The 25,169-nt window shown below is 64.0% G+C and carries 24 protein-coding genes, 1 other RNA gene and 1 pseudogene; 8 read left to right on the top strand and 18 right to left on the bottom strand.

Features of this window, described 5'->3' with window-relative positions; all coding sequences use genetic code 11:
* Window positions 1-8: 8 nt before the first annotated feature.
* From NVV93_RS14110 to ppc, 6 genes and pseudogenes are all read right to left on the bottom strand, one after another.
* A pseudogene (locus NVV93_RS14110) lies at window positions 9-236 on the bottom strand (extensin family protein); the annotation flags it as partial.
* Between the two features lie 6 nt (window positions 237-242).
* Window positions 243-1,106 (bottom strand): DUF72 domain-containing protein, encoded by an 864-nt coding sequence (locus NVV93_RS14115; protein WP_258251266.1) that lies wholly within the window; start codon window positions 1,104-1,106, stop codon window positions 243-245.
* A gap of 11 nt (window positions 1,107-1,117) precedes the next feature.
* Window positions 1,118-1,429, bottom strand: a complete 312-nt coding sequence (locus tag NVV93_RS14120; RefSeq protein WP_258251267.1) for a hypothetical protein — start codon at window positions 1,427-1,429, stop codon at window positions 1,118-1,120.
* A gap of 99 nt (window positions 1,430-1,528) precedes the next feature.
* Window positions 1,529-2,206: a tRNA (adenosine(37)-N6)-threonylcarbamoyltransferase complex dimerization subunit type 1 TsaB gene (gene tsaB, locus NVV93_RS14125; protein ID WP_258251268.1), complete on the bottom strand. Its 678-nt coding sequence runs from the start codon at window positions 2,204-2,206 to the stop codon at window positions 1,529-1,531.
* Window positions 2,207-2,453: 247 nt separating this feature from the next.
* Window positions 2,454-3,101: an adenylate kinase gene (gene adk / locus NVV93_RS14130; protein ID WP_258251269.1), complete on the bottom strand. Its 648-nt coding sequence runs from the start codon at window positions 3,099-3,101 to the stop codon at window positions 2,454-2,456.
* A gap of 154 nt (window positions 3,102-3,255) precedes the next feature.
* Window positions 3,256-5,892 (bottom strand): phosphoenolpyruvate carboxylase, encoded by a 2,637-nt coding sequence (gene ppc / locus NVV93_RS14135; protein WP_258251270.1) that lies wholly within the window; start codon window positions 5,890-5,892, stop codon window positions 3,256-3,258.
* Window positions 5,893-6,111: 219 nt separating this feature from the next.
* On the opposite strand from ppc, the gene NVV93_RS14140 reads away from it, so the two are divergent.
* Complete coding sequence (locus NVV93_RS14140) at window positions 6,112-6,456, top strand: pilin assembly protein (RefSeq protein WP_258251271.1); 345 nt, start codon at window positions 6,112-6,114, stop codon at window positions 6,454-6,456.
* Between the two features lie 243 nt (window positions 6,457-6,699).
* Here NVV93_RS14140 and NVV93_RS14145 read toward each other — a convergent pair whose 3' ends face one another.
* From NVV93_RS14145 to NVV93_RS14190, 10 genes are all read right to left on the bottom strand, one after another.
* Window positions 6,700-7,026 carry a hypothetical protein gene (locus NVV93_RS14145; RefSeq protein ID WP_258251272.1) on the bottom strand — a complete coding sequence of 109 codons (327 nt, stop codon included), beginning with the start codon at window positions 7,024-7,026 and terminating at the stop codon, window positions 6,700-6,702.
* On the bottom strand, window positions 7,023-7,955 hold the full coding sequence (locus NVV93_RS14150; protein WP_258251273.1) for an alpha/beta hydrolase: 933 nt from the start codon (window positions 7,953-7,955) through the stop codon (window positions 7,023-7,025). The genes NVV93_RS14145 and NVV93_RS14150 overlap by 4 nt, the downstream gene beginning before the upstream one ends.
* A gap of 166 nt (window positions 7,956-8,121) precedes the next feature.
* Entirely contained in the window at window positions 8,122-9,411 is a 1,290-nt protein-coding gene (locus NVV93_RS14155; RefSeq protein WP_258251274.1) for a flavohemoglobin expression-modulating QEGLA motif protein, read from the bottom strand.
* 25 nt (window positions 9,412-9,436) lie between these two features.
* On the bottom strand, window positions 9,437-9,988 hold the full coding sequence (locus NVV93_RS14160; RefSeq protein ID WP_258251275.1) for a hypothetical protein: 552 nt from the start codon (window positions 9,986-9,988) through the stop codon (window positions 9,437-9,439).
* A 212-nt stretch (window positions 9,989-10,200) separates the two neighbouring features.
* A complete protein-coding gene (locus NVV93_RS14165; protein ID WP_258254377.1) occupies window positions 10,201-10,878 on the bottom strand; it encodes a TetR/AcrR family transcriptional regulator in 678 nt (225 codons plus the stop codon).
* A 238-nt stretch (window positions 10,879-11,116) separates the two neighbouring features.
* Window positions 11,117-12,634: a lysine--tRNA ligase gene (gene lysS / locus NVV93_RS14170; protein WP_258251276.1), complete on the bottom strand. Its 1,518-nt coding sequence runs from the start codon at window positions 12,632-12,634 to the stop codon at window positions 11,117-11,119.
* Window positions 12,635-12,696: 62 nt separating this feature from the next.
* Window positions 12,697-13,792 (bottom strand): peptide chain release factor 2 gene (prfB, locus tag NVV93_RS14175; protein WP_258251277.1). Its coding sequence is split into 2 segments (ribosomal slippage): window positions 12,697-13,719 and window positions 13,721-13,792, totalling 1,095 coding nucleotides; the frame shifts between segments, so codons are not numbered across the junction.
* Window positions 13,793-13,884: 92 nt separating this feature from the next.
* Window positions 13,885-14,877 carry an autotransporter domain-containing protein gene (locus tag NVV93_RS14180; protein WP_258251278.1) on the bottom strand — a complete coding sequence of 331 codons (993 nt, stop codon included), beginning with the start codon at window positions 14,875-14,877 and terminating at the stop codon, window positions 13,885-13,887.
* A 10-nt stretch (window positions 14,878-14,887) separates the two neighbouring features.
* The gene (locus NVV93_RS14185; protein ID WP_258251279.1) at window positions 14,888-15,643 is read right to left on the bottom strand and encodes a tellurite resistance TerB family protein; all 756 of its coding nucleotides are present in this window, start codon (window positions 15,641-15,643) and stop codon (window positions 14,888-14,890) included.
* Between the two features lie 105 nt (window positions 15,644-15,748).
* Window positions 15,749-16,465, bottom strand: coding sequence for a tellurite resistance TerB family protein (locus tag NVV93_RS14190; RefSeq protein ID WP_258251280.1), 717 nt, complete (start codon window positions 16,463-16,465; stop codon window positions 15,749-15,751).
* A gap of 203 nt (window positions 16,466-16,668) precedes the next feature.
* Between NVV93_RS14190 and ydcS the strand changes: the two genes are divergently transcribed.
* The 6 genes from ydcS to NVV93_RS14220 all read left to right on the top strand — a co-directional run bounded on the left by ydcS (window position 16,669) and on the right by NVV93_RS14220 (window position 22,496).
* Window positions 16,669-17,829 carry a putative ABC transporter substrate-binding protein YdcS gene (gene ydcS / locus NVV93_RS14195; protein ID WP_258251281.1) on the top strand — a complete coding sequence of 387 codons (1,161 nt, stop codon included), beginning with the start codon at window positions 16,669-16,671 and terminating at the stop codon, window positions 17,827-17,829.
* Between the two features lie 61 nt (window positions 17,830-17,890).
* Window positions 17,891-17,965, top strand: a non-coding RNA gene (locus NVV93_RS14200) — sX9 sRNA.
* 146 nt (window positions 17,966-18,111) lie between these two features.
* Window positions 18,112-19,155 (top strand): ABC transporter ATP-binding protein, encoded by a 1,044-nt coding sequence (locus tag NVV93_RS14205; RefSeq protein WP_258251282.1) that lies wholly within the window; start codon window positions 18,112-18,114, stop codon window positions 19,153-19,155.
* A 1-nt stretch (window position 19,156) separates the two neighbouring features.
* Entirely contained in the window at window positions 19,157-20,104 is a 948-nt protein-coding gene (locus NVV93_RS14210; protein WP_258251283.1) for an ABC transporter permease, read from the top strand.
* The gene (locus tag NVV93_RS14215; RefSeq protein ID WP_258251284.1) at window positions 20,094-20,900 is read left to right on the top strand and encodes an ABC transporter permease; all 807 of its coding nucleotides are present in this window, start codon (window positions 20,094-20,096) and stop codon (window positions 20,898-20,900) included. The genes NVV93_RS14210 and NVV93_RS14215 overlap by 11 nt, the downstream gene beginning before the upstream one ends.
* Window positions 20,901-21,071: 171 nt before the next feature.
* The gene (locus tag NVV93_RS14220; protein WP_258251285.1) at window positions 21,072-22,496 is read left to right on the top strand and encodes a gamma-aminobutyraldehyde dehydrogenase; all 1,425 of its coding nucleotides are present in this window, start codon (window positions 21,072-21,074) and stop codon (window positions 22,494-22,496) included.
* A gap of 181 nt (window positions 22,497-22,677) precedes the next feature.
* Here NVV93_RS14220 and NVV93_RS14225 read toward each other — a convergent pair whose 3' ends face one another.
* Window positions 22,678-23,478 carry an SDR family oxidoreductase gene (locus NVV93_RS14225; RefSeq protein WP_258251286.1) on the bottom strand — a complete coding sequence of 267 codons (801 nt, stop codon included), beginning with the start codon at window positions 23,476-23,478 and terminating at the stop codon, window positions 22,678-22,680.
* Between the two features lie 209 nt (window positions 23,479-23,687).
* On the opposite strand from NVV93_RS14225, the gene NVV93_RS14230 reads away from it, so the two are divergent.
* Complete coding sequence (locus NVV93_RS14230) at window positions 23,688-24,164, top strand: ester cyclase (RefSeq protein ID WP_258251287.1); 477 nt, start codon at window positions 23,688-23,690, stop codon at window positions 24,162-24,164.
* Window positions 24,165-24,383: 219 nt separating this feature from the next.
* Here the strand turns inward: NVV93_RS14230 and NVV93_RS14235 are convergent, their stop codons facing one another.
* A complete protein-coding gene (locus NVV93_RS14235) occupies window positions 24,384-25,169 on the bottom strand; it encodes a hypothetical protein (protein WP_258251288.1) in 786 nt (261 codons plus the stop codon).

Genomic DNA, 25,169 nt, shown 5'->3' on the forward strand with positions numbered 1-25,169 from the left:
TATCGCGGCTAACGGCACATGCGAAACAGGCCCATGCCGACATGGAAATGATCGCCATGGGCCGCGTTGTAGTCCGATCCCAGGGTGACGTTGAAATGCTTGCAGGCCGCCGCCTGGACTCTGCGCAGGAACAACGCTTCGCGGTCGGTGTCGCGCCAATCCTGCGCCAGGCTGATGCGTCGGCCGTCGCGCAGGCGAAAACCGGCGATATCCAGCGCATTCGCCGAGCCATGCTGACCGCTTCAAAGTAGTACGAGTTGCTCTCGCGTTGCGCCTTCGTCGTGTTCAACCGTCAATGCCGGCAAGCCAGGCAGACGCTCGGCCAATAATGCGTGGAAGCGCAATGCCTGGGCGGCCGCCAGCTGATTATCCGGCGTGTGGAGAAACACGTAAGGCGTCAGGCCTTGCTCGATCCAGCTAGCGACCTTGTCCACCCAGGGCAGCAGAAATGGTTCGTTAGCCGGCAGATCAGGCCCACCGATAAAACGCACCTGCGGACTGTCACTGAACGCCGCCGGGCGCACCGGCAGACGTGGCTTTTTCGCTTGCGCATGACGCACCGCAGGATCGTCTGACCGGCAGCTGAACAGCGCCCGCGAATCCAGGCAGATGCGCTCGACCGCGCGCTCACGCAGCAGCCGATTGAGCGCGCGCTCCTCATCGCCCTTGGCGAAGAACGCCGCATGCCGCACCTCCACGGCGATGCGGCGGTGCTGGAAATGCTCCAGCCAGGCCGCCAGCTCGCCGAGCCGCTGCGGGCCAAAACTGGCCGGCAACTGCAACCAGAGCGGCGCGACTCGCTCACCCAACGGTGCCAACAAACGCAGGAATGCCTCGCAGGCGTCGAGTCGATCGCGCAGATCGCCGTGATGACTGATATCACACGGCACCTTGGCGCAGAAGCGGAAGTCAGTCGGCATCGCATCGGCCCAGCGCTGCACCGTAGCAGTCGTCGGTGGCGCGTAAAAAGTGGTGTTGCCCTCTACCGCGTTGAGCACGCGCACGTAGTGTTCGAGGCTAGCGGCCGGCCGCGCATCCGGCGGATACAGAACACCGCGCCAAGCCGGCTCGTTCCATGACGGACAGCCAAGGTGGTAGGGCAGCACGGAGAAGCGGCTTAGGCGTAGAGATCGAGGCCGAGCACTTCGAGGGCATCGACATCGCTGACATAACTGGCGGTAATGCTGTAGCTGGCCAGCGCCTGGGCGGCGTGGCTGTTGAGCGGGCGCTGATAGGTCAGCGGCTCAGGCGTGGCGGGAAAGCGGTCGCTGCTTGCTGCGCTATTGCTCGGTTTGAGCAGCACCGGCTCGGTCGGTTCACGGCGGGTTTCGGCCCCCTTCGACACTTCGCGATACGGCGTAACCGCGGTGCCTGCGGGGGCGCCACGGTTCAGCGAGTAGGAAGCAGAAGGTGAACTATCGATGCGCATCAAGAAACCTGGCACTAAGCCCGAGTAAGCGAGCGTTAAACAGTCGACAATCTAACCAGCCTAGACGACTCAAGGCAAATCCGATTGCCCGATCAGTGGTCACGCCCCTTTGGGCGTCGCCACCTTGTCGCGCAGGTAGATCGGCTGAGCCTGATCGGCCGGCAGCGCCTCGCCACGGGCCCAGGCGAAGCTGGCCAGGCGCAGCAGGTCTTCGGCATGCGGCAGCATCGCCCCATCCTGACCGCTGACCGGCACGTTCAGGCGCGCGGCAAAGGTGCCCCAGCCAGTCCCGGCGCCAAACCAGTCGCCGGCGGCATCGCGCGGCAAACTCGCCAGTTCAGGGGCCAGCACGGCCTCGCTGCCGGCCAGGCGCATTTCGCCCTGCTCGGCGCGGTAGCAACCCCAGTACACCTCATCCATGCGCGCATCGATGGCCGCCGCGACCTGCTGCGCGCCGTGCTCGCGCATGGCGCGCTGGGCCAGCACCGCCAGGTTGGAAACCGGCAACACCGGGCGATCCAGACCAAATGCCAAGCCCTGTACCACGCCAATGGCGATGCGCACCCCGGTGAATGCACCGGGCCCGCGACCGAAGGCGATGGCGTCCAGTGCCGACATGGCCACCCCACCCTCGGCCAGCAGCGCCTGGATCATCGGCAATAAGCGCTGGGCATGCAGGCGGGGTATCACCTCGTAGTGACTGATCACCTTGCCGTCATGCAACAAGGCCACGGAACAGGCTTCGGTGGCGGTATCCAGGGCCAGCAAGGTGGTCATCGGGTATTCCAGGGGAGAAAAACGGGCGGGCATTATACGGGCTGCGGCCCGGAAAAACGCCAACGGCCCGCAAGCGGGCCGTTGGCTCAAGGTAGACGCAGCGCGTAGCGCCTGTTCACGAGCTCGCGAGCTAAGGACAGGCAAGGCGAAAATGGCTGAGGACGCGGAGTTTACAAGTTGTAAATGAGCAGTCCGAAGCCGTTTTCAACGCAGCATGGCCGACGCGCAGCAGATCGTGGGCAGGTTCTTAGCTGAGCGCGGTCAGAACCTTGCCTGTGATCTCTTCAACCGAACCCACCCCGGCAACGGCGGTGTATTTCGGCGTGCCTTCAGTGGCAGCGAGCTGCTGGTAGAAGTCGACCAGAGGCTTGGTTTGCGAATGGTAAACCGACAGGCGGTGACGAACGGTTTCTTCTTTGTCGTCTTCGCGCTGAATCAGGTCTTCGCCAGTTTCGTCGTCCTTGCCGGCGACTTTCGGCGGATTGTGTTCGGTGTGGTACACGCGACCGGAAGCCGGGTGCACGCGACGACCCGCGATGCGGCCAACGATTTCCTCGTCATCGACGGCAATTTCGACGACGTAATCGATCACCACGCCGGCTTCCTTCATGGCCTCGGCCTGCGGGATGGTGCGCGGGAAACCGTCGAACAGGAAACCGTTCGCGCAGTCCGGTTGAGCGATGCGCTCTTTGACCAGGTTGATGATCAGGTCATCGGAAACCAGGCCACCGCTCTCCATGACGCTCTTGGCTTTCAGGCCCAGCTCGCTGCCGGCCTTGACCGCCGCACGCAGCATGTCGCCGGTGGAAATTTGCGGAATGCCGAACTTTTTGGTGATGAAGCCAGCTTGGGTACCTTTGCCGGCACCGGGCGCTCCCAACAGAATCACGCGCATCGATGTTTCCTCAAGGTTAATTATTAGTTTGGATAGCCTCGACGGGCTCATCTCGGAATAAGGTTCCGGCAGCGCTGGGCGGCCAAAAAGGCTGACCAAGATACACAGCGCCCCTGGAGCACACAAGCCATCCAGAAGTAGCAGGAACGGGCGGTTAACCGGTGTTGCGCAAGCCTGCGGCGATGCCCGCCACGCTCACCAGCAAGGCCTGTTCCAGAGGGCCGCTGGCCTCCCCCGCAGAGTGTCTAGAACGGGCCAGGAGCTCAGCCTGCAACAGGTGCAGCGGGTCGAGATAGGTATTGCGCACACTGATCGATTCGAGGGTCTCAACACTATGTGCGAGGAGCTGCGACTGTCGGGTTAAACCCAGTACCGCCGCAATAGCCTGCGACAATAGGTCGCGCAAATGTGCACCTAGTGGTTGCAGGGCCGGATCGACCAGGCGCTGGTCGTATAAACGGGCAATTTCCGCGTCGGCTTTGGCCAACACCATCTCCAACATATCGATGCGCGTGCGGAAGAACGGCCAGTCGTCGCGCATGCTTTCCAACAGTGCCTTGTCACCGCGTTGCAAGGCATTGCCCAACGCCTGCTCCCAGCCCAGCCACGCTGGCAGCATCAGGCGGGTCTGGGTCCAGGCAAAGATCCACGGAATCGCCCGCAGGCTTTCCACCCCACCCTCGCGCCGCTTGGCCGGGCGGCTGCCCAGTGGCAGGCGACCGAGCTCCTGCTCCGGCGTGGCCTGGCGGAAATAATCGACGAACTGCGGATGCTCACGCACCACCGCGCGGTAGGCCTGCACGCCATCGGCGGCGAGGCGATCCATCAGCTCGCGCCACGCCGGTTCTGGCGTAGGCGGCGGCTGCAGCGTGGCTTCGAGCACCGCCGCCAGGTACAGATTGAGGTTCTGCACGGCGATGTCTGGCAAGCCGAACTTGAAGCGGATCATCTCGCCCTGCTCGGTGGTGCGAAAATGCCCGGTGACCGAGCCCGGCGGCTGCGAGAGGATGGCCGCATGGGCCGGACCACCGCCGCGCCCGACCGTGCCGCCACGGCCGTGAAACAGCAGCAGTTCGACGTCGTGGGCCCGACAGATATCCACCAGCGCCTCCTGCGCACGGTATTGCGCCCAGGCGGACGCCGTGGTGCCGGCATCCTTGGCCGAATCGGAATAACCGATCATCACTTCCTGCGGGCCATGCAGGCGCACGCGATAGCCGGGCAGACCGAGCAGGCGATCAATCGCCGGGCCGGCGTTGTCCAGGTCATCGAGGGTCTCGAACAACGGCACGACGCGCATCGGCCGCTGCACACCGGCTTCCTTGAGCAGCAGCTGCACCGCCAGCACGTCCGATGGCGCGCCGGCCATGGAGATTACGTAGGAGCCGAGCGATGCCGCCGGCGCCGCCGCGATCACCCGGCAGGTGGCGAGCACTTCGGCGGTATCGGCAGACGGCTGATGGTGCGCCGGCAGCAGTGGCCGGCGGTTATCCAGTTCTCGCAACAGGAAGGCGATGCGCGTGTCTTCATCCCACTCCTGGTAGTGGCCGATGCCCAGGTAGTCGGTGATTTCGTTCAGCGCGGCGGCGTGGCGGGTGGCGTCCTGACGGATATCCAGGCGCGCCAGAAACAGGCCGAACGTGGCGGCCCGGCGCAAGCAATCGAGCAACGCGCCATCGGCAATCACACCCATGCCGCAGTGGTGCAGCGATTGATAACAAAGCTCCAGCGGCTCTATGAGTTCGCGGTTGTCTTGCAGCACAGCGGCGCTGGCCACGGTGTCGCCAGCCAACGCCGCCTCCGCCCAGGCGCGAGTCGCGCGCAGCCGGTCGCGCAGTTGTTTGAGCACACAGCGATAGGGTTCCGGATGCACGCCGACCAACAGCTTCAACTCGTCACTGGCCTGTTGCATGGAGAGTTCGGCGGCCAGTTGATCGACATCGCGCAGATACAAATCGGCGGCCATCCAGCGCGCCAGCAGCAGCACCTCACGACTCACCTTGGCGGTGACATTCGGGTTGCCATCACGGTCGCCGCCCATCCATGAGGCAAAGCGCACTGGCGCCGCCTGCAACGGTAAACGTAGGCCGGTCGCGGCGTGCAGGTCGGCATCCACGCCGCGCAAAAAGCGCGGCACGGCTTGCCACAGCGAGTGTTCGATGACCGCGAAGCCCCATTTGGCTTCGTCCACCGGAGTCGGTCGACTGCGGCGAATTTCCTCGGTATGCCAGGCCTCGGCGATCAGGCGTTGCAGGCGGTTACGCACCTGCTCGCGCTCGCGCTCGGACAGATCGTCATGATCCTGCGCGGCCAGCTGGGCGGCGATGGCGTCGTACTTCTGGATCAGCGTGCGGCGCGCCACTTCGGTCGGGTGCGCGGTCAGCACCAGCTCGATTTCCACCCGGCTCAACTGCCGGGCCAGCGATTCGCCGCTCTGCCCGGCGGCCAGCAGGCGGCCGAGCAACTCGGGGAGCACGAGGGCTTCGAACGGCTCGGCCTCGCCCGGCGCCAAGCGGCGCACCCGATGATATTGCTCGGCGATGTTGGCCAGATTGAGAAACTGGTTGAAGCCACGGGTGACCGGCAGCAGTTCGTCCTCGGCCAGGCCGTCGAGCGTGCTGCTGAGTTGTTCGGCGCCGGCCGCCGAGCCCTGCCGCGCGGCTTTGGCGCCCTTACGGATGCGCTCGATCTTGTCGAGAAAGTCGGCCCCGTACTGGGCGCGAATGGTTTCGCCGAGCAGCTCACCGAGCAGGTGTACATCCTCACGCAGACGCACGTCGATTTCCGCCATGAGCGTTCTCCATTGCCAGTTGAATCGAGCCCGCAGGCCGCATCTGTCATAAGAGTGGACAGCGCGGCAACTTCTTACAAGGGCGCGACGAATGGCGGCTGAGCGCTCTACGGCGGGCTAGTCTGATAATTGACGAGCCTCATAAGGACTCGCCGGGGCCGGCTGGAGCCGGAATATCCGATAGGTGCCCGCTATCCGCGGGCACAGGAAGAGGTGCCTATGAAAATCCGCGAACTCGTTCGCCATTGGGAACAAAACGCCAAAGGCCGTCTGACTCGCAACAGCTACCAACTTCATCTTGATCTGGAAGCCGCCGCACGCCTGGCCGCACTGGCCGAAATGTATCCGAAACGCAGTGCCGAGGAACTGCTCAGCGAGCTGCTAAGCGCCGCGCTTGAGGAGCTCGAAAGCGGTCTGCCCTACGTCAAGGGTACCCAGGTGGTGGCTACCGATGAGGAAGGCGACCCGCTTTACGAAGACATCGGCCCGACGCCGCGTTTTCTTGCCCTGGCGCGCAAGTATCTGCATGAAATGAGCGCCCAGTACGAAAGCGCCAAACATTGAATCCCGCCTGCTGTCGATGCGCCCCCGCGCGGGGCGTTAAGACACATCCTGGCTACCCTCACATTCGATTTTGCAGCGATTTCCTGCGTAAAACCTCGCGCGCCGGGAAAAAGCGTTTTTCGGGATGATCGGCGGATGGAGGGAAGGATCTCCAACGACGCCACTCGGTGGCGCCGCGTTCATCACTCGCGCAGTAAGCATCGACTCGATCATGCGCTCCGGCGCAAAACCGAGACATGTGGATTACTTGATTTCCTGCGGGGTTTCCTGACCCGCGCAACGCACCGCGTGCTTGCGCTCATCGACCAGAATGCCGGTCAGGCCTTTCTGCTTCGTATCGAACAGCACCAGCACGCCGTCGATGCAATGAGCGACCTGCCCTGCCGGCTCCAGCGACAGTTTGAGCTCTTCGCCCGGGGTGGTCTTGAGCATGGTGAAATCAGCCAGCAGCAAGGCATCCTCAGGCTTGGCAAAATGCAGATAACCGTAGAACCACAGCACTGCAATCGTCCCGATGATGCTGCCGATGCCGGTAAGGATCAGGGGGATGGCGTTGCGTTCTTCACTCATTGCGGACTCTCTTGTTTCGGGGCGTCTGGTTTCGGGAAGTCTGGAGTTGGGGTGTTCGGCACTTCGGCGAGGCGGCGCAGGCCGGTATAGCCACGCGGATCGTCGAGGTAGCGCAGCATCACTTCGCGCCACACCGGATCGGCGAAGGTCTGCACATGGCCGCCACGGGTCGGCTGGAACACCCGCAGCGGGGGCGCAGCTTGATACAAGCGCACCCCGTTGGAAAGAGGCACGACCGGATCGTCGATGCTGTGGTAGATCAACAGCGGCACGCCTTGCAGCTGACCGATCGCATGGATCGCACTGTCGCCGTCGGGCACCAGCCAGCTCAGCGGCACCTGCAGCGGCCAGGTCAGCCAGGCGCCAGCCAGGGCGAACTGGGCCATATCGCGGTAGCTGGCCGGCACGCCATCGAGCACCAACGCCTTAAGTTGCTGACGCTGTGGCGGATGCTCGGCCAGATAGTGAATCGCCAAGGCGCCGCCGAGGCTCTGACCCAACACGATCACCGGCTTGCCCTGCACCTGCGGCGCCTGCTGCAGCCAAGCAAAGGCGGCATCGATATCCTCATAAACCGCCGGCAGGCTCGGCTCACCGGCCGACAGGCCATAGCCGCGGTAATCCAGCAACAGGACCTGATAACCCTGCGCCGGTAACCACCAGCTCCCACCGAGATGGCTGGCTAGGTTGCCGCCGTTGCCATGCAGATGCAGCACCGTGCCTTTGACTTCGACGCCAGCCTTGGCCGGTAGCCACCAGGCATGCAGGCGGGTGCCGTCGGCAGCCGTGAGCTCGATGTCGCGATAGACCAGACCAGCCTTTTCCGGAGTGAACGGCTGGCCAGGCTCGGGATAGAACAGCAGCTCACTGCAGCCCTGCAGCACAGCCAGAAGCAGCAGAAGTAAGGTACGAATCGACAGCTTGGACATATGGCGAACTCCCCTGCCCTCCTTTCCCGGAGGGCATCCGGGCTACGCCCCGACCCTGTAGGTTGGCATTGAGCGTAGCGATCCCCAACAAGCGGGCGGCGCGGCAGCCGGAGATGGGTATCGCTTCGCTCAACCTGCGCGGCCCGACCCATCTCCGATTCAGCCCTCAGAGGATGTTGGCGTAGTCCGCTTCGATCCGGTCCAGGCTCAAATGATTGAGGAAGTTGGAAAAACACATCCAGGCCGACAACGCATTGAGGTCGCGAAACTGCGGCGGCAGGTACTTGGGCGGCACCACCAGGCCCTCGTCGACCAGCTGACGCAAGGTGCGCATGTCTTCCAGGGTGGTCTTGCCGCAGAACAGCAGCGGGATTTGCTCCAGCTTGCCTTTGCGCACCGCCAGCTGGATGTAGTTGTAGATCAGGATGAAGCCCTTCAGGTACGACAAATCCTTGGTGAACGGCAGACCGTTCGGGGTCGAGCCGCGGAACACCCGGCTGGCGTGACCGTAGCTTTCCTCGCGGCCGAAACCCTGCTCGCGGTAGAACTCGAACACCTGGAGGAAATCAGCGCCGTCCTCGGCCATGTGGATGGCGCGGATACGGTTGGTCAGCTTGCGCAGGCGGGTCGGATAGGAGGTGAAGGCGATCACCTCCATGAGGATCGCCAGGCCTTCCTGGGTCACGGTCGAGGATGGCGGGCCCTTGGCCAGAAAGGTGCAGATCGGCTGGCTGAGGCCGTTGAGGGTGGTGCCGACATGCACCAGGCCTTCATGTACTTCCAGGGCACGCACGTCGCGCTCATTGAACAGGGCGTCGCTGCGCACCTTGATGTAGTCGGCGCCGGCGGCGGCGTCGGCGAGGATGCCGTCGGACTCGAACACGCGGATGGTGTCGTCGCCGAACACCGCGCTCAACCGGCTCTGCAGCATCTCCACCGCCGTGTTGGCGCTGAGGGTCTTGGGTTCGCTTTCGAGATCGCCGCGATCGGCGATGTTGTTCAGGTAGTCGGAGAACATCAGCCCGAGATCGGCGAGGGTCGGGTCGCCGGCATGGAAGGCATCCGAAGCCGCGCCATAGAGCTCCTGGGAGATAAGGCCGAAGTCCGGAGTGCCGCGCGCCTCAAGCATGCGGATGACCATCCGGTATTCCCGGCACATGCGCCGCATGATCTGCCCGACCGGGCTGAACTGGCCGAGCAGGCGGGTGATGTCGCGCTCGATATTCTGGAATTCGAGCTTCTTCGCGCCGGGGTCAAAGGCCAGAGGCCGGCTTTCGTAATAGGCACGATCGACCGCTGGCGGCTCCTTGCCTTTGTGCTTGAGGAAGTCCTGACGGATGTTGTCGTCCCACTTCACCGCATCCAGCACGCGAATCGGCGTCTGCGCCTCGACCAGGCGATCGGACAGGGTACGGATGGTCAGCTGATATTCGTCGAGCACCATATGGTCGTTCATCGTTCCCTACTCGCTGCTTGCGCGATCACTGGCCGCTGCGCTGGAAGCGCGCCACCTCGATGAATACGTCGGAATTGGCCTGGTCGTCTAGATAGGCGAAGACCTGATCCAGCGGGCTGCTGATCAGCGCACCATCGCCTTCCGGTGTTTCGAAGATCTTGCCGGCCAACCGCCCGGTGTTGAGCTCCTGGTGGATGCGGTCGACATCGAGGTTGTAGATCACCAACTCGTTGTCCTTGGTCAGCTCGAAACCGCCAATCGCGAAGTTGGCGCCCAGGCTTTTCGGCAAGCCGGCCGACAGGTACCAGCGACTGCCATGGTGGGAGACGGTGAAGCCGAATTCCTTGAGCGTCTCGCTGTTTTCCGGGCTGTTCTCGTAGGTCACCGCCTTGTACAGATTGGAGCCGGCGCGGCTGACCTCCAGGTACTGCTGCTCGCCCCACTCGTTCTTGCGCGTCCACTCGCCCAGCAACGGCATGGGCGCGGCCTCGTTGGCCGGGATGGGATCCTTGAAGGTGACCAGACAACCGCTCAGCAACAGGAAGGACAAGGCAAACACCATGCGCCAGGCTTTCATTTCGGGCTCCTTGAGAGGACAGGGCGACATAGCGATGCGTGTGCTGCGACGTTCACCGGTCGCAATTGTGTTTCTAACCCTAGCAAAGCACCCAAACCCACTCTCCTCATCCACGCCGGTTCGGCAAAACGGCGCAGCCTACTCCGTGAACATGACAAATTCGCACATCCTGACCGCACACCACAGCGATCAGAAGCCGACTCGTCCATGATCTACAGCCCCAGAACCAGATGCATGTAGCGCAGCAGAATGGCACGCATGTCGTCGTTGTCGAGATGATCCATGCCATCGATCAAACCCTGATATTCCATGCGCTCGATGATGCCCGTCAACACTTTGGCGTCCTGTTCCGGTTGCTTGGAACCGAGCACTTGGAAGAAGTGGGCCACGCCCTGCAGCAGAATTTTTCGATGCGAGCGCACCAATTCGTGCAACCCCGGATTGAGCAAGGCCTCTTGCTGGAATGCCCGCTCGGCCAGCAAGTGATCGCGGCGGGTCAGCAACTGCTGGTGGACGTACTCCACCGCCAATCCGGCAATCTCATCGGCCAGCAGGCGCCGCGACGCGATGCTGCCATCGAGCTGACCGACCTTATCGAGCAGCAGACCTTCGGTGCTATCCCAGAACGCGGCCATGGTTTCGGCGCTGCGCTCGACGAACTGGGCGAAGGTATCGGTAATCAGATCGTTGATATCTTTGAAGTAATAGGTGGTCGCCGACAACGGCACATCGGCCTCAGCGGCTACCGCGCGGTGGCGAACCGCACGCACGCCATCGCGCACGATGATGCGCATGGCGGCATCGAGAATCGCCTGGCGGCGCTGCTCGCTGCCTTGGCGACTGGCCTTGCGACCTTGGTACTGGACACTTTCAGCGACGGCACTGGCCATGGTGGCAGCACGGTCGGGTTTCGGGCTTTGCGTCACGATGCGTTTCTACCTCGACTAAGCGGGATACTGGCAACCATTGTGGAGCTTTCCCACGCGGAATCAATGTGATCGGCTGTCTGCGGGACTGGCTTGGCAAAAAATGCCAACGGAAAACGCATCGTTGAATACGCGCGCCTCGAAAGGCGCTCGCTTTGACCACCGCCAAATAACAAAAAGCCGCCCGGAGGCGGCTTCTTCATCACGCCTGCGGGCGCATGTGCGGGAACAGGATGACGTCGCGAATCGACGGCGAATTGGTCAGCAGCATCACCAGGCGGTCGATGCCGATACCTTCGCCGGCGGTCGGCGGCATGCCGTATTCGAGGGCGCGGACGAAGTCGGCGTCGTAGTGCATGGCTTCGTCGTCACCGGCGTCCTTGTCGGCCACTTGCGCCATGAAGCGCTCGGCCTGGTCTTCCGCGTCATTCAGCTCGGAGTAGGCGTTGGCGATCTCGCGGCCACCGATGAACAGCTCGAAGCGGTCGGTGACGTTCGGGTTGTCGTCGTTGCGGCGGGCCAGCGGCGAGACTTCGAACGGGTACTGGGTGATGAAGTGCGGCTGCTCCAGCTTGTGCTCGACCAGCTCCTCGAAAATCATCACCTGCAGCTTGCCCAGGCCTTCGAAGCCGAGCACCTTGGCGCCGGCTTGCTTGGCAATGGCGCGGGCCTTGTCGATGTCCTGCAGGTCGGCCGCGCTGATCTCTGGGTTGTACTTGAGGATCGAGTCGAACACCGACAGGCGCGCGAATGGCTCGCCGAAGTGGAAGACCTTGTCGCCATACGGCACGTCGGTGCTACCGAGCACCAGCTGGGCCAGCTCGCGGAACAGCTCCTCGGTCAGGTCCATGTTGTCTTCGTAATCGGCGTAGGCCTGGTAGAACTCGAGCATGGTGAACTCGGGGTTGTGCCGGGTCGAAACGCCTTCGTTACGGAAGTTGCGGTTGATCTCGAAGACTTTCTCGAAACCACCGACCACCAGGCGCTTAAGGTACAGCTCCGGCGCGATGCGCAGGTACATGCCCATGTCCAGCGCGTTGTGGTGGGTTTCGAACGGCTTGGCCGCGGCGCCGCCAGGGATGGTCTGCAGCATCGGCGTTTCGACTTCGAGGAAGTCGCGCTGCATCAGGAAGCTGCGGATGTGGGCGATGACCTGCGAGCGCACGCGGAAGGTCTGGCGCACGTCTTCGTTGACGATCAGGTCGACGTAGCGCTGACGGTAGCGCTGCTCGGTGTCGCTCAGGCCGTGGTGCTTGTCCGGCAGCGGGCGCAGCGACTTGGTCAGCAAGCGCACGTTGGTCATTTCCACATACAGGTCGCCCTTGCCGGAACGGGCCAGAGTGCCTTCGGCGGAAATGATGTCGCCCATGTCCCAGGTCTTCACCGCGGCCAGGGTTTCTTCGGACAGGGTCTTGCGGTTGACGTAGACCTGGATGCGGCCGGTCATGTCCTGAATCACCATGAACGAGCCACGGTTGAGCATGATGCGCCCGGCGACCTTGACCGGAATGGCAGCGGCTTCCAGCTCTTCCTTGCTCTTGTCGGCGTACTGTTTCTGCAAATCGGCGCAGTAGTTGTCGCGGCGGAAGTCATTGGGGAAGGCGTTGCCCTGCTCACGGATGACAGCAAGCTTCTCTTTGCGCTGGGCAATCAGCTTGTTTTCTTCGTGTTGCCGGTCTTCTTGGGAAAGGGCTTGCAGGTCGAGTTGTTGGTCGCTCATGGTCATCGGTTTCCGTCACGGGGTCGTTGCCGCCCTCCTCTGGAGAGCGGAATCGAAAGGTATTACAGGCCTTGCTTGAGGCTAGCTTCGAGGTATTCGTCGATATCGCCGTCGAGCACCTTGTCGCAGTCGCTGCGCTCGATATTGGTCCGCAGATCTTTGATTCGCGAGGCATCGAGCACGTACGAGCGGATCTGGTGACCCCAGCCGATATCCGACTTGGTGTCTTCCAACGCTTGTGAGGCAGCGTTGCGCTTCTGCACTTCCTGCTCGTACAGACGCGCCCGGAGCATCTTCATCGCGGTGTCTTTGTTGGCGTGCTGCGAGCGTTCGTTCTGGCACGCCACCACGGTATTGGTCGGAACGTGGGTAATCCGTACCGCCGAGTCGGTGGTGTTGACGTGCTGACCACCGGACCCGGAGGAACGGTAAGTGTCGATGCGCAGGTCCGACGGATTGATATCGATCTCGATGTTGTCGTCGATTTCCGGCGAGACGAACACCGCGGAGAACGAGGTGTGGCGACGGTTGCCGGAGTCGAACGGGCTCTTGCGCACCAGGCGGTGCACGCCGATCTCGGTACGTAGCCAGCCGAAGGCGTATTCGCCCTTGATATGCACAGTGGCGCCCTTGATCCCGGCAACTTCGCCAGCGGACAGTTCGATAATGGCGGCGTCGAAGCCGCGCTTGTCGGCCCAGCGCAGGTACATGCGTAGCAGGATGTTGGCCCAGTCCTGGGCTTCGGTGCCGCCGGAGCCGGCCTGGATGTCGAGGTAGGCGTTATTCGGGTCCATATCGCCGCTGAACATGCGGCGGAACTCCAGCTTCTCGAGGATTTCGCGCAAGCGCTCGACTTCGCTGGCGACGTCATTGGCCGCGCCTTCGTCGTCCTCTTCGACCGCCATATCCAGCAGGTCACGGGAGTCGGTGAGTCCGCCGGCCAGTTCGTCGAGGGTGTCGACGATTTGCGCCAGGGTGGCGCGCTCGCGGCCCAGATTCTGGGCGTATTCCGGGTTGTTCCAGACGTTCGGGTCTTCGAGTTCGCGGTTTACTTCGACGAGACGATCATGCTTGTGATCGTAGTCAAAGATACCCCCGAATAATTTGGGTGCGCTCGGAGAGGTCTTTGATGCTGTTGACGATCGGTTGAATTTCCATACGGGCAGCACTCGACAAAACTTTGTGAAAGCCGGCGAGTATACGCGAGTTGCCCGGCCCTGGCAGCCCGCCGTCCGGCGCCGCAGGGACTCTCAGTACTTCAGGCTCAACCGAGCGCTCAAGCCATTGTCGCGTGCGGCATCGGCAAAATTGCCCACGTACCAGAGGCCCGCGTAGACCTGCGGTAGCACTTCGTAGTCAAGGCCCAGGTCCAGACGCAGACTGTCCTCGCTGAGCGGTACGCCCGCGCTGCGGCTCGCCAGGCCGTCGAGCCGCGACACGCTGTCGCGCTGCACATCGGTCGAACCGAACGCATGTCGCCAGCCGAGACTGCCGCGCGCGACCAGGCGTTTTCCTGAGGCCAGTGGTACACCGCGGACGGCGCGCCAGCCGAACGTGGCGACAGTGGTGTGATCATCGGCACTGGCGATGGTTTGTGCAGTGGCACCGCCCTTCTCGGTCAATCCGTCGCTGCGCAGTGCCACATAGGCCAGGTTAGTGAAGGCCTCGACGGTGAACTCTTCGTAATCCATGGCGTAGATGGCTTCGGTGAAGACCTGCACGCTGTAGCCGTCGGTGCTGCCGTGCGCACCCAGGCGCTGGCTGTCGAGCCGCTGCTGGCTGAAGGCGGCGCCGAGCTTGAGGCCGAGTTGGTTGTAGTAGCGCATGGCGGCGTAGGCGGCCAGATGGTAGCTGTCGATATCGGCATCGGCCTGACGGTCATCGAGCCGCAGGTCGAGCCGCGAATAGCCGCCCAAGACGCCCGCCACCCAGCGCTCGTTGAGCTTGCGATCGGCACCGATGAACAGTCCGCCGCTATCGTGCTCGACCCGCGCGGCGGCGCCATCGCTGTCGCGCGAGCCCCAATTGCCATAGGCGCGCGTCCACAGCGGCTGCTGGCCGGGCTCGGCGGGTGGTTCACGAAAGGCGAAACGAATTTGCTGCAGGCGATCCAGCGCCGCCTCGCGAACGAAGCGGCTGTCTTCCAGCAACAGGCTTTGGCTGCTGGCGTACAGCTCGCCCTCTTGGGCCCCGCTGGCGCCGGCCCACAGCGCCAACACAGCCGACGCCCAACGGGCGCTCATGGCTGGGCACTCAATGCACTTGGGCTTCCAGTTCGGCCTGTAAGGCGGGATCGAGACGCAGCTGGCTGGCCAGTTCGTCCAGGTAACCCCGTTCGCCGCCCTGCTGGGCACCGATCAACAGCACGCTAGCCAGATACATTTCCGCGCCCATCTCCGGGGTTTGTGCGGCCTGGGCGACTTGCGCGGCATCCAGCGGACGGGCCACTTCATCGTCCAGCCACGCCTGCAGCTCGGGGTCGGCAGTGAGTTTGGCGATTTCCGCGTAGATCAGCTTTTTCTCCTGCTCGTCGATGCGCCCATCGGCTTTGGAAGCGGCGATCAGTGCCCGTAGGATCGCATGGCTGTGTTCTTCGGCCTCGGCACCGCTGAGGGTATTAACCGTTTGCGGTTGTCGCGCGGCCGCGGTGGTTTGGTTCTGCTGCCAGGCGCTGAACGCCTGGAAGGCCAGCATCCCTAAGGTCGCCAGGCCACCGGCACCCAGGCCGCCACCGCCCAAGCCACCCCGGCTTTGGCTCTGGCCGCCCGGTGAGGCGCCGCCGCCCAGCAGGCCGCCAAGTAGACCGCCCAGGCCACCCAGACCGCCTAAGCCGCCTAGCCCACCGGCACTACCGCCGCTGGTACCGCCGGTTCCGCCGCCGAGCATCCCGCCTAGGCCGCCTAACACATCACCCAATCCGCCGCCCGACGGCGCGGAGCCTGACGCGCCTGCCCCTTGAGGAGCAAGACCGGAACGGAGCAGTTGTTCGAGCAAATCGCTGGTATTCATAGCACCTCCTCCCGTCGGAACGGCGGGTTCAGGCTAGCAACGATAGTTCGATGACGGCGGTTCGCCATGGCCGCTGCCAAACGGTAGCAGCGGCCGCCGCGGATTTTATTGCAGGGCCTGGCGCGCCTGGCTTTCCAGTTCGGTCTTGAGAGCGGGGTCGAGTTTCAGCTGACGGGCCAGTTCTTCCAGATAGGCGCGCTCCATGAAGTGCTCCTGATCGACCATCAATAAACTGGCCAGATACATCTCCGCGGCCATTTCCGGGGTTTGCGCCGCGCGGGCGACTTCCGCCGGGTCCAGCGGCTTGTGCAGTTCGCCATCCAGCCAGCCTTGCAGCTCGCGGTCGTCGGTGAGTTTCAGCACTTCGCCATCGATCAGTTGACGCTCGCGATCATCGATATGGCCGTCGGCCTTGGCCGCTGCCACCAACGCGCGAAGAATCGCGTGGCTGTGCTGCTCGACCTGCGGGGGCGGCAGACGATCGACGGTCTGCGGCTCGTGCTGCACCGCGCCGGCCTGCTGTTGCTGCCAGTTGTTGTAGGCCTTGTAGGCGACCACGCCGAGCGCCGCCAAACCGCCATAGGTGAGCACTTGGCCGCCGACTTTGCGGGCCTTCTTGCTGCCCAGCAGCAGACCGATGGCACCGGCACCCAGGGCGCCACCGCCGACGCTGCCGAGCAAGCCACCCAGAGGATTGGCACCGCCCTGCCCGGGCTTGGATTGGCTGCCGGCGTTTTGCAGCCCACCGTTTTGCAGCACCCCGTTCTGCAACAGCTGTTGGCCGGACTTGAGCAATTGATCGAGCAAACCGCGAGTGTTCATGGCGTTCTCCAGACGAAATCGAATGCTGTGGTGGACCGCACTCTATCCGCGCCAATTCCCCACGGCATGCCCGACTGTGCTTCGAGATATTGCCGCCGCGACCACGATCGCACCCTGCGCACTGCCAGCGTTCGGCAAAAACAAACCTACTATCAATAGTCGATAGCAGAAGTCGCCCGACTACCCACCAAGAGGGATACCCGATGCTCATGCACAGAACTGTTCTGCTCGGCACGCTGACCACCACCTTGCTGGCGAGCGCCAGTGTGCAGGCTGCTGATGCCTTGAAAGCCGTGGGCGATGGCGAAGGCCGCCTGGATATCATTGCCTGGCCTGGTTACATCGAACGCGGCGAAACCGACAAGAACTACGACTGGGTCACCCAGTTCGAGAAGGACACCGGCTGCAAGGTCAACATCAAGACCGCGGCGACCTCCGACGAGATGGTCAGCCTGATGAACAAGGGCGGCTACGATCTGGTCACCGCCTCCGGCGACGCCTCGCTGCGGCTGATCTACGGCAAGCGCGTGCAGCCGATCGACCCGAAACTGGTGCCCAACTGGAAGAACCTCGACCCGCGCCTGGGAGGCGGCGACTGGTACACCGTCGATGGCAAGACCTACGGGACGCCCTACCAGTGGGGCCCGAACCTGCTGATGTACAACACCAAGGCGTTCAGCAAGGCGCCGGACAGCTGGAGTGCGGTGTTCGAGGCGCAGCAGCTGGCCGACGGCAAGCCGAACAAGGGCCGCGTGCAGGCTTACGACGGGCCGATCTATATCGCCGACGCGGCGCTGTACCTGAAATCCGCCCAGCCGGATCTGGCCATCAACGACCCCTATGAGCTCAACGAAAAACAGTACGCCGCCGTGCTCGAGCTGCTGCGCAAGCAACACACGCTGGTCCACCGCTACTGGCACGACGCCACGGTACAGATGAGCGACTTCAAGAACGAAGGCGTGGTCGCCTCCAGCACCTGGGGCTACATGGCCAATACCCTGAAGGCCGAAGGGCAGCCGGTGGCCACCGTGTTCCCGAAAGAAGGGGTCACCGGCTGGGCCGACACCACCATGCTGCATGCCGACGCCAAGCACCCGAACTGCGCCTACAAGTGGATGGACTGGTCGCTGGAGCCCAAGGTGCAGGGTGACCTGGCCGCCTGGTTCGGCTCGCTGCCGGCGGTACCGGCCGGTTGCCAGGCCAGTGAACTGCTCGGCGCCGGCGGATGCGCCACCAACGGCTACGACCAGTTCGACCGCATCGCCTTCTGGAAAACCCCGCAAGCCAAGTGCAAGACCCAGGGCCAGTGCGTGCCGTACAGCCGTTGGACGCAGGACTACATCGCGATCATGGGCGGTCGGTAAAAATGGCCCAGATGGCTACTGCGCAGGCCTGATCCGCGCCCGGGCAGTGCTCGGAATCCTCACGTACTTCAGTACGCTGCGGTTCCTGCGCGCTGGCCGGACACGGCTGAGGCCTGCTCGCTACGCCCTCTGAGCCACTTTCAAAGCGCACCATTCCCCTCTCCCCTAAGGGCCAAGGGGACAGCAGCTCGGGCTGTCGCAATGAGCACGCAATCCCGTAGGGCGGGTGCAACCCGCCGCCGCCCCTGAACGCGGGTTGCACCCGCCCTACTTGGAGCAGCTATGACCATCGCCGTCGAGTTCACCGAAGTCTCCCGCGTGTTCGGCGAGGTGAAAGCCGTCGACCAGGTATCGCTGGCCATCGAGGACGGTGAGTTCTTTTCCATGCTCGGCCCGTCCGGTTCGGGCAAGACCACCTGCCTGCGGCTGATCGCCGGCTTCGAGCAACCCAGCGCCGGCTCCATCCGCATCCATGGCGCCGAGGCCGTCGGCCTGGCGCCCTACCAGCGCGACGTCAACACCGTGTTCCAGGACTACGCGCTGTTCCCGCACATGAACGTGCGTGACAACGTCGCCTACGGCCTCAAGGTCAAAGGCGTCGGCAAGGACGAACGCCTCAAGCGCGCCGAGGAGGCGCTGGCCATGGTCGCCTTGGGCGGCTACGGCGAGCGCAAGCCGGCGCAGCTGTCCGGCGGCCAGCGTCAGCGCGTGGCCCTGGCCCGCGCCCTGGTCAATCGGCCGCGGGTGCTGCTGCTCGACGAACCGCTCGGCGCGCTCGATCTCAAGCTGCGCGAGCAGATGCAGAGCGAGCTGAAGAAGCTGCAGCGCCAGCTCGGCATCACCTTCATCTTCGTCACCCACGACCAGACCGAGGCGCTATCGATGTCCGACCGCGTGGCGGTGTTCAACAAGGGCCGCATCGAGCAGGTCGATACCCCGCGCAACCTGTACATGCAGCCGGCGACCGCCTTCGTCGCCGAGTTCGTCGGCACCTCCAACGTGTTGCGTGGCGAACTGGCCCAGCGAATCGCCGGCAGCAGCGCGCCGTTCTCGATCCGCCCGGAGCACATCCGTTTCGCCGACGGCGCGGCGAGCGGCGACGATATCCAGGTCGGCGGCCTGCTCCACGACATCCAGTACCAGGGCGCCGCCACCCGCTACGAGATCCAGCTGGACAACGGCCAGACCCTCGCCGTCAGCCAGGCCAACAATCAATGGCAGCGCGGCAGCGCCAATCAGTACCAGCCCGGCCAGCAGGTCACCGCGCGCTGGCCGCGCGAGGCCATGGTGCAGTTGCGCGACAACCCGCCGGCCGAGGGTGTGTGAGATGGCCACCGCACTGAACCTTCCAGCCGGCCGTGCCGACGGTCCGCTGCGCCGCCTGTCCAGCCTGCTCTACCGCAAGCCCAACCTGTACCTGGCGCTGCTGCTGATCCCGCCGCTGCTGTGGTTCGGCGCGATCTACCTCGGCTCGCTGCTGACCCTGTTGTGGCAAGGTTTCTACACCTTCGACGACTTCACCATGGCGGTGACCCCGGACTTGACCCTGGCCAACTTCGCCGCGCTGTTCCAGGCCGCCAACTTCGACATCATCCTGCGCACCCTGAGCATGGCTGTCGCCGTGTCCATCGCCAGCGCGGTACTGGCCTTCCCGATCGCCTACTACATGGCGCGCTACACCAACGGCAAGACCAAGGCGTTCTTCTACATCGCGGTGATGCTGCCGATGTGGGCCAGCTACATCGTCAAGACCTACGCCTGGACCCTCTTGCTGGCCAAGGGCGGGGTGGCGCAGTGGTTCGTCGACCACCTCGGTCTGACTCCGCTGCTGCAGGTCATCCTCGGCATTCCCGGGGTCGGCGGCAGCACCCTGTCGACCTCGCACCTCGGGCGCTTCCTGGTGTTCGTCTATATCTGGCTGCCGTTCATGATCCTGCCGATCCAGGCTTCGCTGGAGCGCCTGCCGCCGTCGCTGCTGCAGGCCTCGGCCGACCTCGGCGCCCGGCCACGGCAGACCTTCACCCAGGTGATCCTGCCGCTGTCGATCCCCGGCATCGCCGCCGGCTCGATCTTCACCTTTTCCCTGACGCTGGGCGACTTCATCGTGCCGCAGCTGATCGGCCCGCCCGGCTTCTTCATCGGCAGCATGGTGTATTCCCAGCAGGGCTCGATCGGCAACATGCCGATGGCCGCCGCCTTCACCCTGGTGCCAATCGTGCTGATCGCCGTCTACCTATCCATCGTCAAACGCCTGGGGGCCTTCGATGCACTCTGACAAAGCTTCCTGGGGCCTCAAACTGGCGGCCTGGGGCGGGTTGCTGTTCCTCCACTTCCCGATCCTGATCATCTTCATCTACGCCTTCAACACCGAGGACGCGGCGTTCAGCTTCCCGCCGCAGGGCTTCACCCTGCGCTGGCTCAGCGTCGCCTTCGCCCGCGCCGACGTGCTCGAGGCGATCAAGCTGTCGGTGCAGATCGCCTGCCTGGCCACCCTGATCGCCCTGATCCTCGGCACCCTGGCCGCCGCCGCGCTGTACCGCCGCGACTTCTTCGGCAAGGAGAGCATCTCGCTGATGCTGATCCTGCCGATCGCCCTGCCCGGCATCATCACCGGCATCGCCCTGCTGGCGGCGTTCAAGACCCTCGGCATCGAGCCCGGGGTGCTGACCATCGTCATCGGCCACGCCACCTTCTGCGTGGTGATCGTCTACAACAACGTCATCGCCCGCTTCCGCCGCACCAGCTACAGCCTGATCGAGGCGAGCATGGATCTGGGCGCCGATGGCTGGCAGACCTTCCGCTACATCATCCTGCCCAACCTCGGCTCGGCGCTGCTGGCCGGCGGCATGCTCGCCTTCGCCCTGTCGTTCGACGAGATCATCGTCACCACCTTCACCGCCGGCCACGAACGCACCCTGCCGCTGTGGCTGCTCAACCAGCTGGCGCGCCCGCGCGACGTGCCGGTGACCAACGTGGTGGCCATGCTGGTGATGCTGGTGACCATGCTGCCGATCCTCGCCGCCTACTACCTGACCAAGGGTGGCGAGGGCGTGGCCGGCAGCGGTAAGTGATTGGAGCTTTTACTCCCCTCTCCCATTCATGGGAGAGGGGCCGGGGGAGAGGGTCGGCCGGTCGGCGAAGGGGCTGCCCTGAAAATCCGCCCCCTCTCCCTAACCCTCTCCCTGCTCTTTTTTATGAAGAGGGGGAGAGGGAACAAACACACCGAAGAATGAGGTCGAGCCATGCAAACCAAACTGCTGATCAATGGCCAACTGGTCGCAGGCGAAGGCGCCAGCCAGCCGGTGCTCAACCCGGCGCTCGGCGCGCCGCTGATTCATGTCAACGAGGCCAGCGAGTCGCAGGTCGACGCCGCCGTGCGCGCCGCCGATGCCGCCTTCGTCGGCTGGTCGCAGACCGCGCCGAAGGATCGCGCCCTGTTGTTGCTGCGCCTGGCCGACAAGATCGAAGCGCATGCCGACGAACTCGCGCGTCTGGAATCGCAGAACTGCGGCAAGCCCTTCGCCGCCGCGCTGAACGACGAGATCCCGGCCATCGCCGACGTGTTCCGCTACTTCGCCGGCGCCAGCCGTTGCCTGAACGGCTCCGCCGCCGGCGAATATCTGCCGGGACACACCTCGATGATCCGCCGCGACCCGATCGGCGTGGTCGCCTCCATCGCGCCGTGGAACTACCCGCTGATGATGGCCGCCTGGAAGCTCGCCCCGGCGCTGGCCGCCGGCAACTGCGTGGTGCTCAAGCCCTCCGAGCAGACCCCGCTGACCGCGCTGAAGCTGGGCGAATTTCTCGCCGAAATCTTCCCCGCAGGGGTGGTCAACATCGTCTTCGGCCGCGGCGCCAGCGTCGGCTCGCCGCTGGTCACCCACCCGAAGGTGCGTATGGTGTCGCTGACCGGCTCGGTGGCCACCGGCTCGAACATCATCTCCAGCACCGCCGGCACGGTGAAACGCATGCACATGGAGCTGGGCGGCAAGGCACCGGTGATCATCTTTAACGACGCCGACATTGCCGCCGCGGTGGAAGGCATCCGCACCTTCGGCTTCTACAACGCCGGCCAGGACTGCACCGCCGCCTGCCGCATCTATGCGCAGAAAGGCATCTACGAGAAGTTCGTCGCCGAACTGGGCGCCGCGGTTGGCAGCATCAAGTACGGCCTGCAGGACGACCCGAGCACCGAGCTCGGCCCGCTGATCACCGCCCAGCACCGCGAGCGGGTCAGCGGCTTCGTCGAGCGCGCCAGCCAGCAGGCGCATATCGAAGTGGTCACCGGCGGCAAGGCGGTGGCCGGCGCCGGCTTCTTCTTCGAACCGACCGTGCTGGCCGGCGCCCAGCAGGACGACGAGATCGTCCGCCGCGAAGTGTTCGCCCCGGTGGTTTCGGTGACGCCGTTCAGCGACGAAGAGCAGGCCCTGACCTGGGCCAACGACTCCGACTACGGCCTGGCTTCCTCGCTGTGGACCGGCGACGTCGGCCGCGCCCATCGCCTGTCGGCGCGCCTGCAGTACGGCTGCACCTGGGTCAACACCCACTTCATGCTGGTCAGCGAAATGCCCCACGGCGGCATGAAGCTGTCCGGCTACGGCAAGGACCTGTCGATGTACGGGCTGGAGGACTACACGGCGGTGCGCCATGTGATGTTCAAGCACTGATCTGGGGGTGGCGACAGCAGCTCGCTCGTAAGATGAGGGGTAGGAGCGGATTTATCCGCGATCATGGGGTCCCATCTATCGCGAATGAATTCGCTCCTACCACTGCGCCATCCCGTGGGGTGGGTTGAGCACAGAACCGTAGGGTGGGTTAGCCGCAAAGCGGCGTAACCCACCAACAGACTCAACGGCGCGGCGGCAATTCCGGCAGCGTGGCATCGCCCAACTTGCTGCCGCCGTCGCAGTCGATGATCGACCCGGTGATATAGCGCGCATTGTCCGAGGCCAGGAACAGCGCCACATCGGCGATGTCGCGCTTGCTGCCGTAATCGCGCAGGGCCAGGCGTGCCTTGACCTCCTGCTCCATCTCCGGGGTCGGTGCCAGGCGCGCCATGCCTTCGGTGTCGGCGATCGGCCCCGGCGAGATGGCGTTGACGCGGATACCCTCGGCCCCCCACTCCATTGCCAGGCATTGGGTCAGCATATTGATCCCGGCCTTGGCCGCACAGACATGCGCCTGATAGACCGCCGGTTTGACCGCCTGCGGCGCGGTGATGGAGATCAGCGAAGCACCCGGCTTGTTGAGGTACGGATAGGCCGCACGCAGCACGTTAAAGGTGCCGATCAGGTCGATATCGATCACCGTCTTGAAGCCATTGGCCGACATGTCCTTGGCCGCCGCGACGAAGTTGCCGGCGGCACCGGAAATCACCACGTCGATATTGCCGAAGCGCTGCTGGACCTGCGCCAGCACCGCATCCACTGCCGCGAAGTCGCGCACGTCGGCAGACAGCCCGAGCGCTTCACCACCCGCCGCGCTTATCCCGGCTACCGCCTGATCGAGTTTGTCCTGGCTACGACTAAGCAGCGCCACTTTGGCGCCGTGCCGGGCGAAATGCTCGGCGATGCCCAGATTGATGCCGCTCGAGCCGCCGGCTACCAGCACGACTTTGCCGGCCAGTACGTTTTCTTTGAATGCGTCCATGAGTTGCTGTCCTGCGGTTGATCGGTTGTGGGTGCGCGATAGCGGCCAGCCAGGTTCGGGCCGAATCACCGGCGCGGTGAGCCGTCGATTGTAGAAGCAAGCGCGCCCGCGCGGCTTAGCCGCAGCGGCCAATTTCTAACTAGACTTATCGGGCCGCCGGGCCCGCCCGCTGTCGCCGACGCGCACTCACTCAGCCAAGGAGAACAGACATGCGCCAGGCCCTGCGTAGTTTCAGTTTTATCTTGCTGTGCGCTTTGACCGGCCTCGTCCAGGCCGCGGACGACCCGAAAACCGTGGTTGACGGCTACATGGCCGCCTGGAACGCCCATGACGTCGACAAGGCCGCCAGCTTCCTCGCCGAGGATGCGGAATATTTCGACGCCACCGTCGGCACCCCGCAAAAAGGCAAAGCCGCGGCGCGCGATAACGTCATCAAGGTATTTATCGGTGCGGTACCGGACCTCAAGTGGCTGATGACCAGCAAACCCATCGTCAGTGCCGACGGCATCGCCTTCCAGTGGGAGTTCAGCGGCACCAACAGCGGCGCCTGGAACGCGGAAACCCCGGCCACCAACAAGCCGCTGAAGTTCGAGGGGGTCAGTTTCGTGCGGGTCAAGGACGGCAAGATCGTCTATCAGGGCGACTATTACGACGCCCTGGGCTTCAACAAGCAGTTGGGCTGGTAAAGCCGCGCCAAGCGCTGCCTCCGATACTACGGAGCAGGAGCAGGAGCAGCGCAAGCGTCCTAGCGTTTTGGGGGATTGTCGCCCCTGCGGACCAGCGCCAGTCCGCAGGCTCAACCTGCGCGGCCCGCCCCATCCTACGAAGCAATCCGTAGCCCGGATGGAATCCGGGGGTACCAGGCAACTCCGCTTCCCGGATTGCATCCGGGCTACCTCACCGCCTCAACGGGGCATGCTGGTCCGCGCATAGCCGGCATCGGCCGGAATGCGCAGGTGGCGCACGCCGTCGATCTCCTCCAGCCACGGCTGCACCGCGACGATGCGGCGGTTGCGCGCCGCCTCTAGCGCCTGCTCCACGTTGCCGGCCTGACTGAGCAGATGCAGGTTCTGTTCGGTGGCGAACACCAAGGTGTGCAGACCGGCTTGCGCCTCGGCGAGCGCTTGTTGCGGGGTGATCCACAGCGAGTCGACCGATTCCGAGCCGTCGTGCAGGGCCAGTTGGTCAACAGGCGCAACGGCGGCGTAGAACTTGGTATCGAAGCGTTTGGGTACGAAATCCGGAGTGATCCAGTGGGCGAACGGCACCAGGCAGTCGACTGCCAGCAGCAAGTCCTCGGCCTCGACCAGCTCGGCGATGCCCGCTTCGTTACTGTTCAGCCGGGCCTGCCAGCGCGCGGTGATCGGCGCCAGCTGCGCGGCGCTGAGCAACTCGGCTTCATCGCGGTGGCGGGCGAGCAGCACGCCACATTCCTCGAAGGCCTCGCGGATGCCAGCGATGCGGAATACCAACTCTTCATCGCCAATCGCCGCGGCGTTGCTGCAGCGCTCACGCAACATCGGCGCGGCATCCGCGCTTTCCAGCTTGCCGCCGGGGAAGACCAGGGCGCCGGAGAACGAGTCGATCTGGTGATTGCGCACCACCATGAAGACCTCCAGCGGCGTCGCCGGCAGAACGGTCGGACGCAGTAACAGCACGGTGGTGGCAGGACGGATGGTCGATTCGCGCAT

Source organism: Pseudomonas sp. LS44, assembly GCF_024730785.1.
GTDB lineage: Bacteria > Pseudomonadota > Gammaproteobacteria > Pseudomonadales > Pseudomonadaceae > Aquipseudomonas.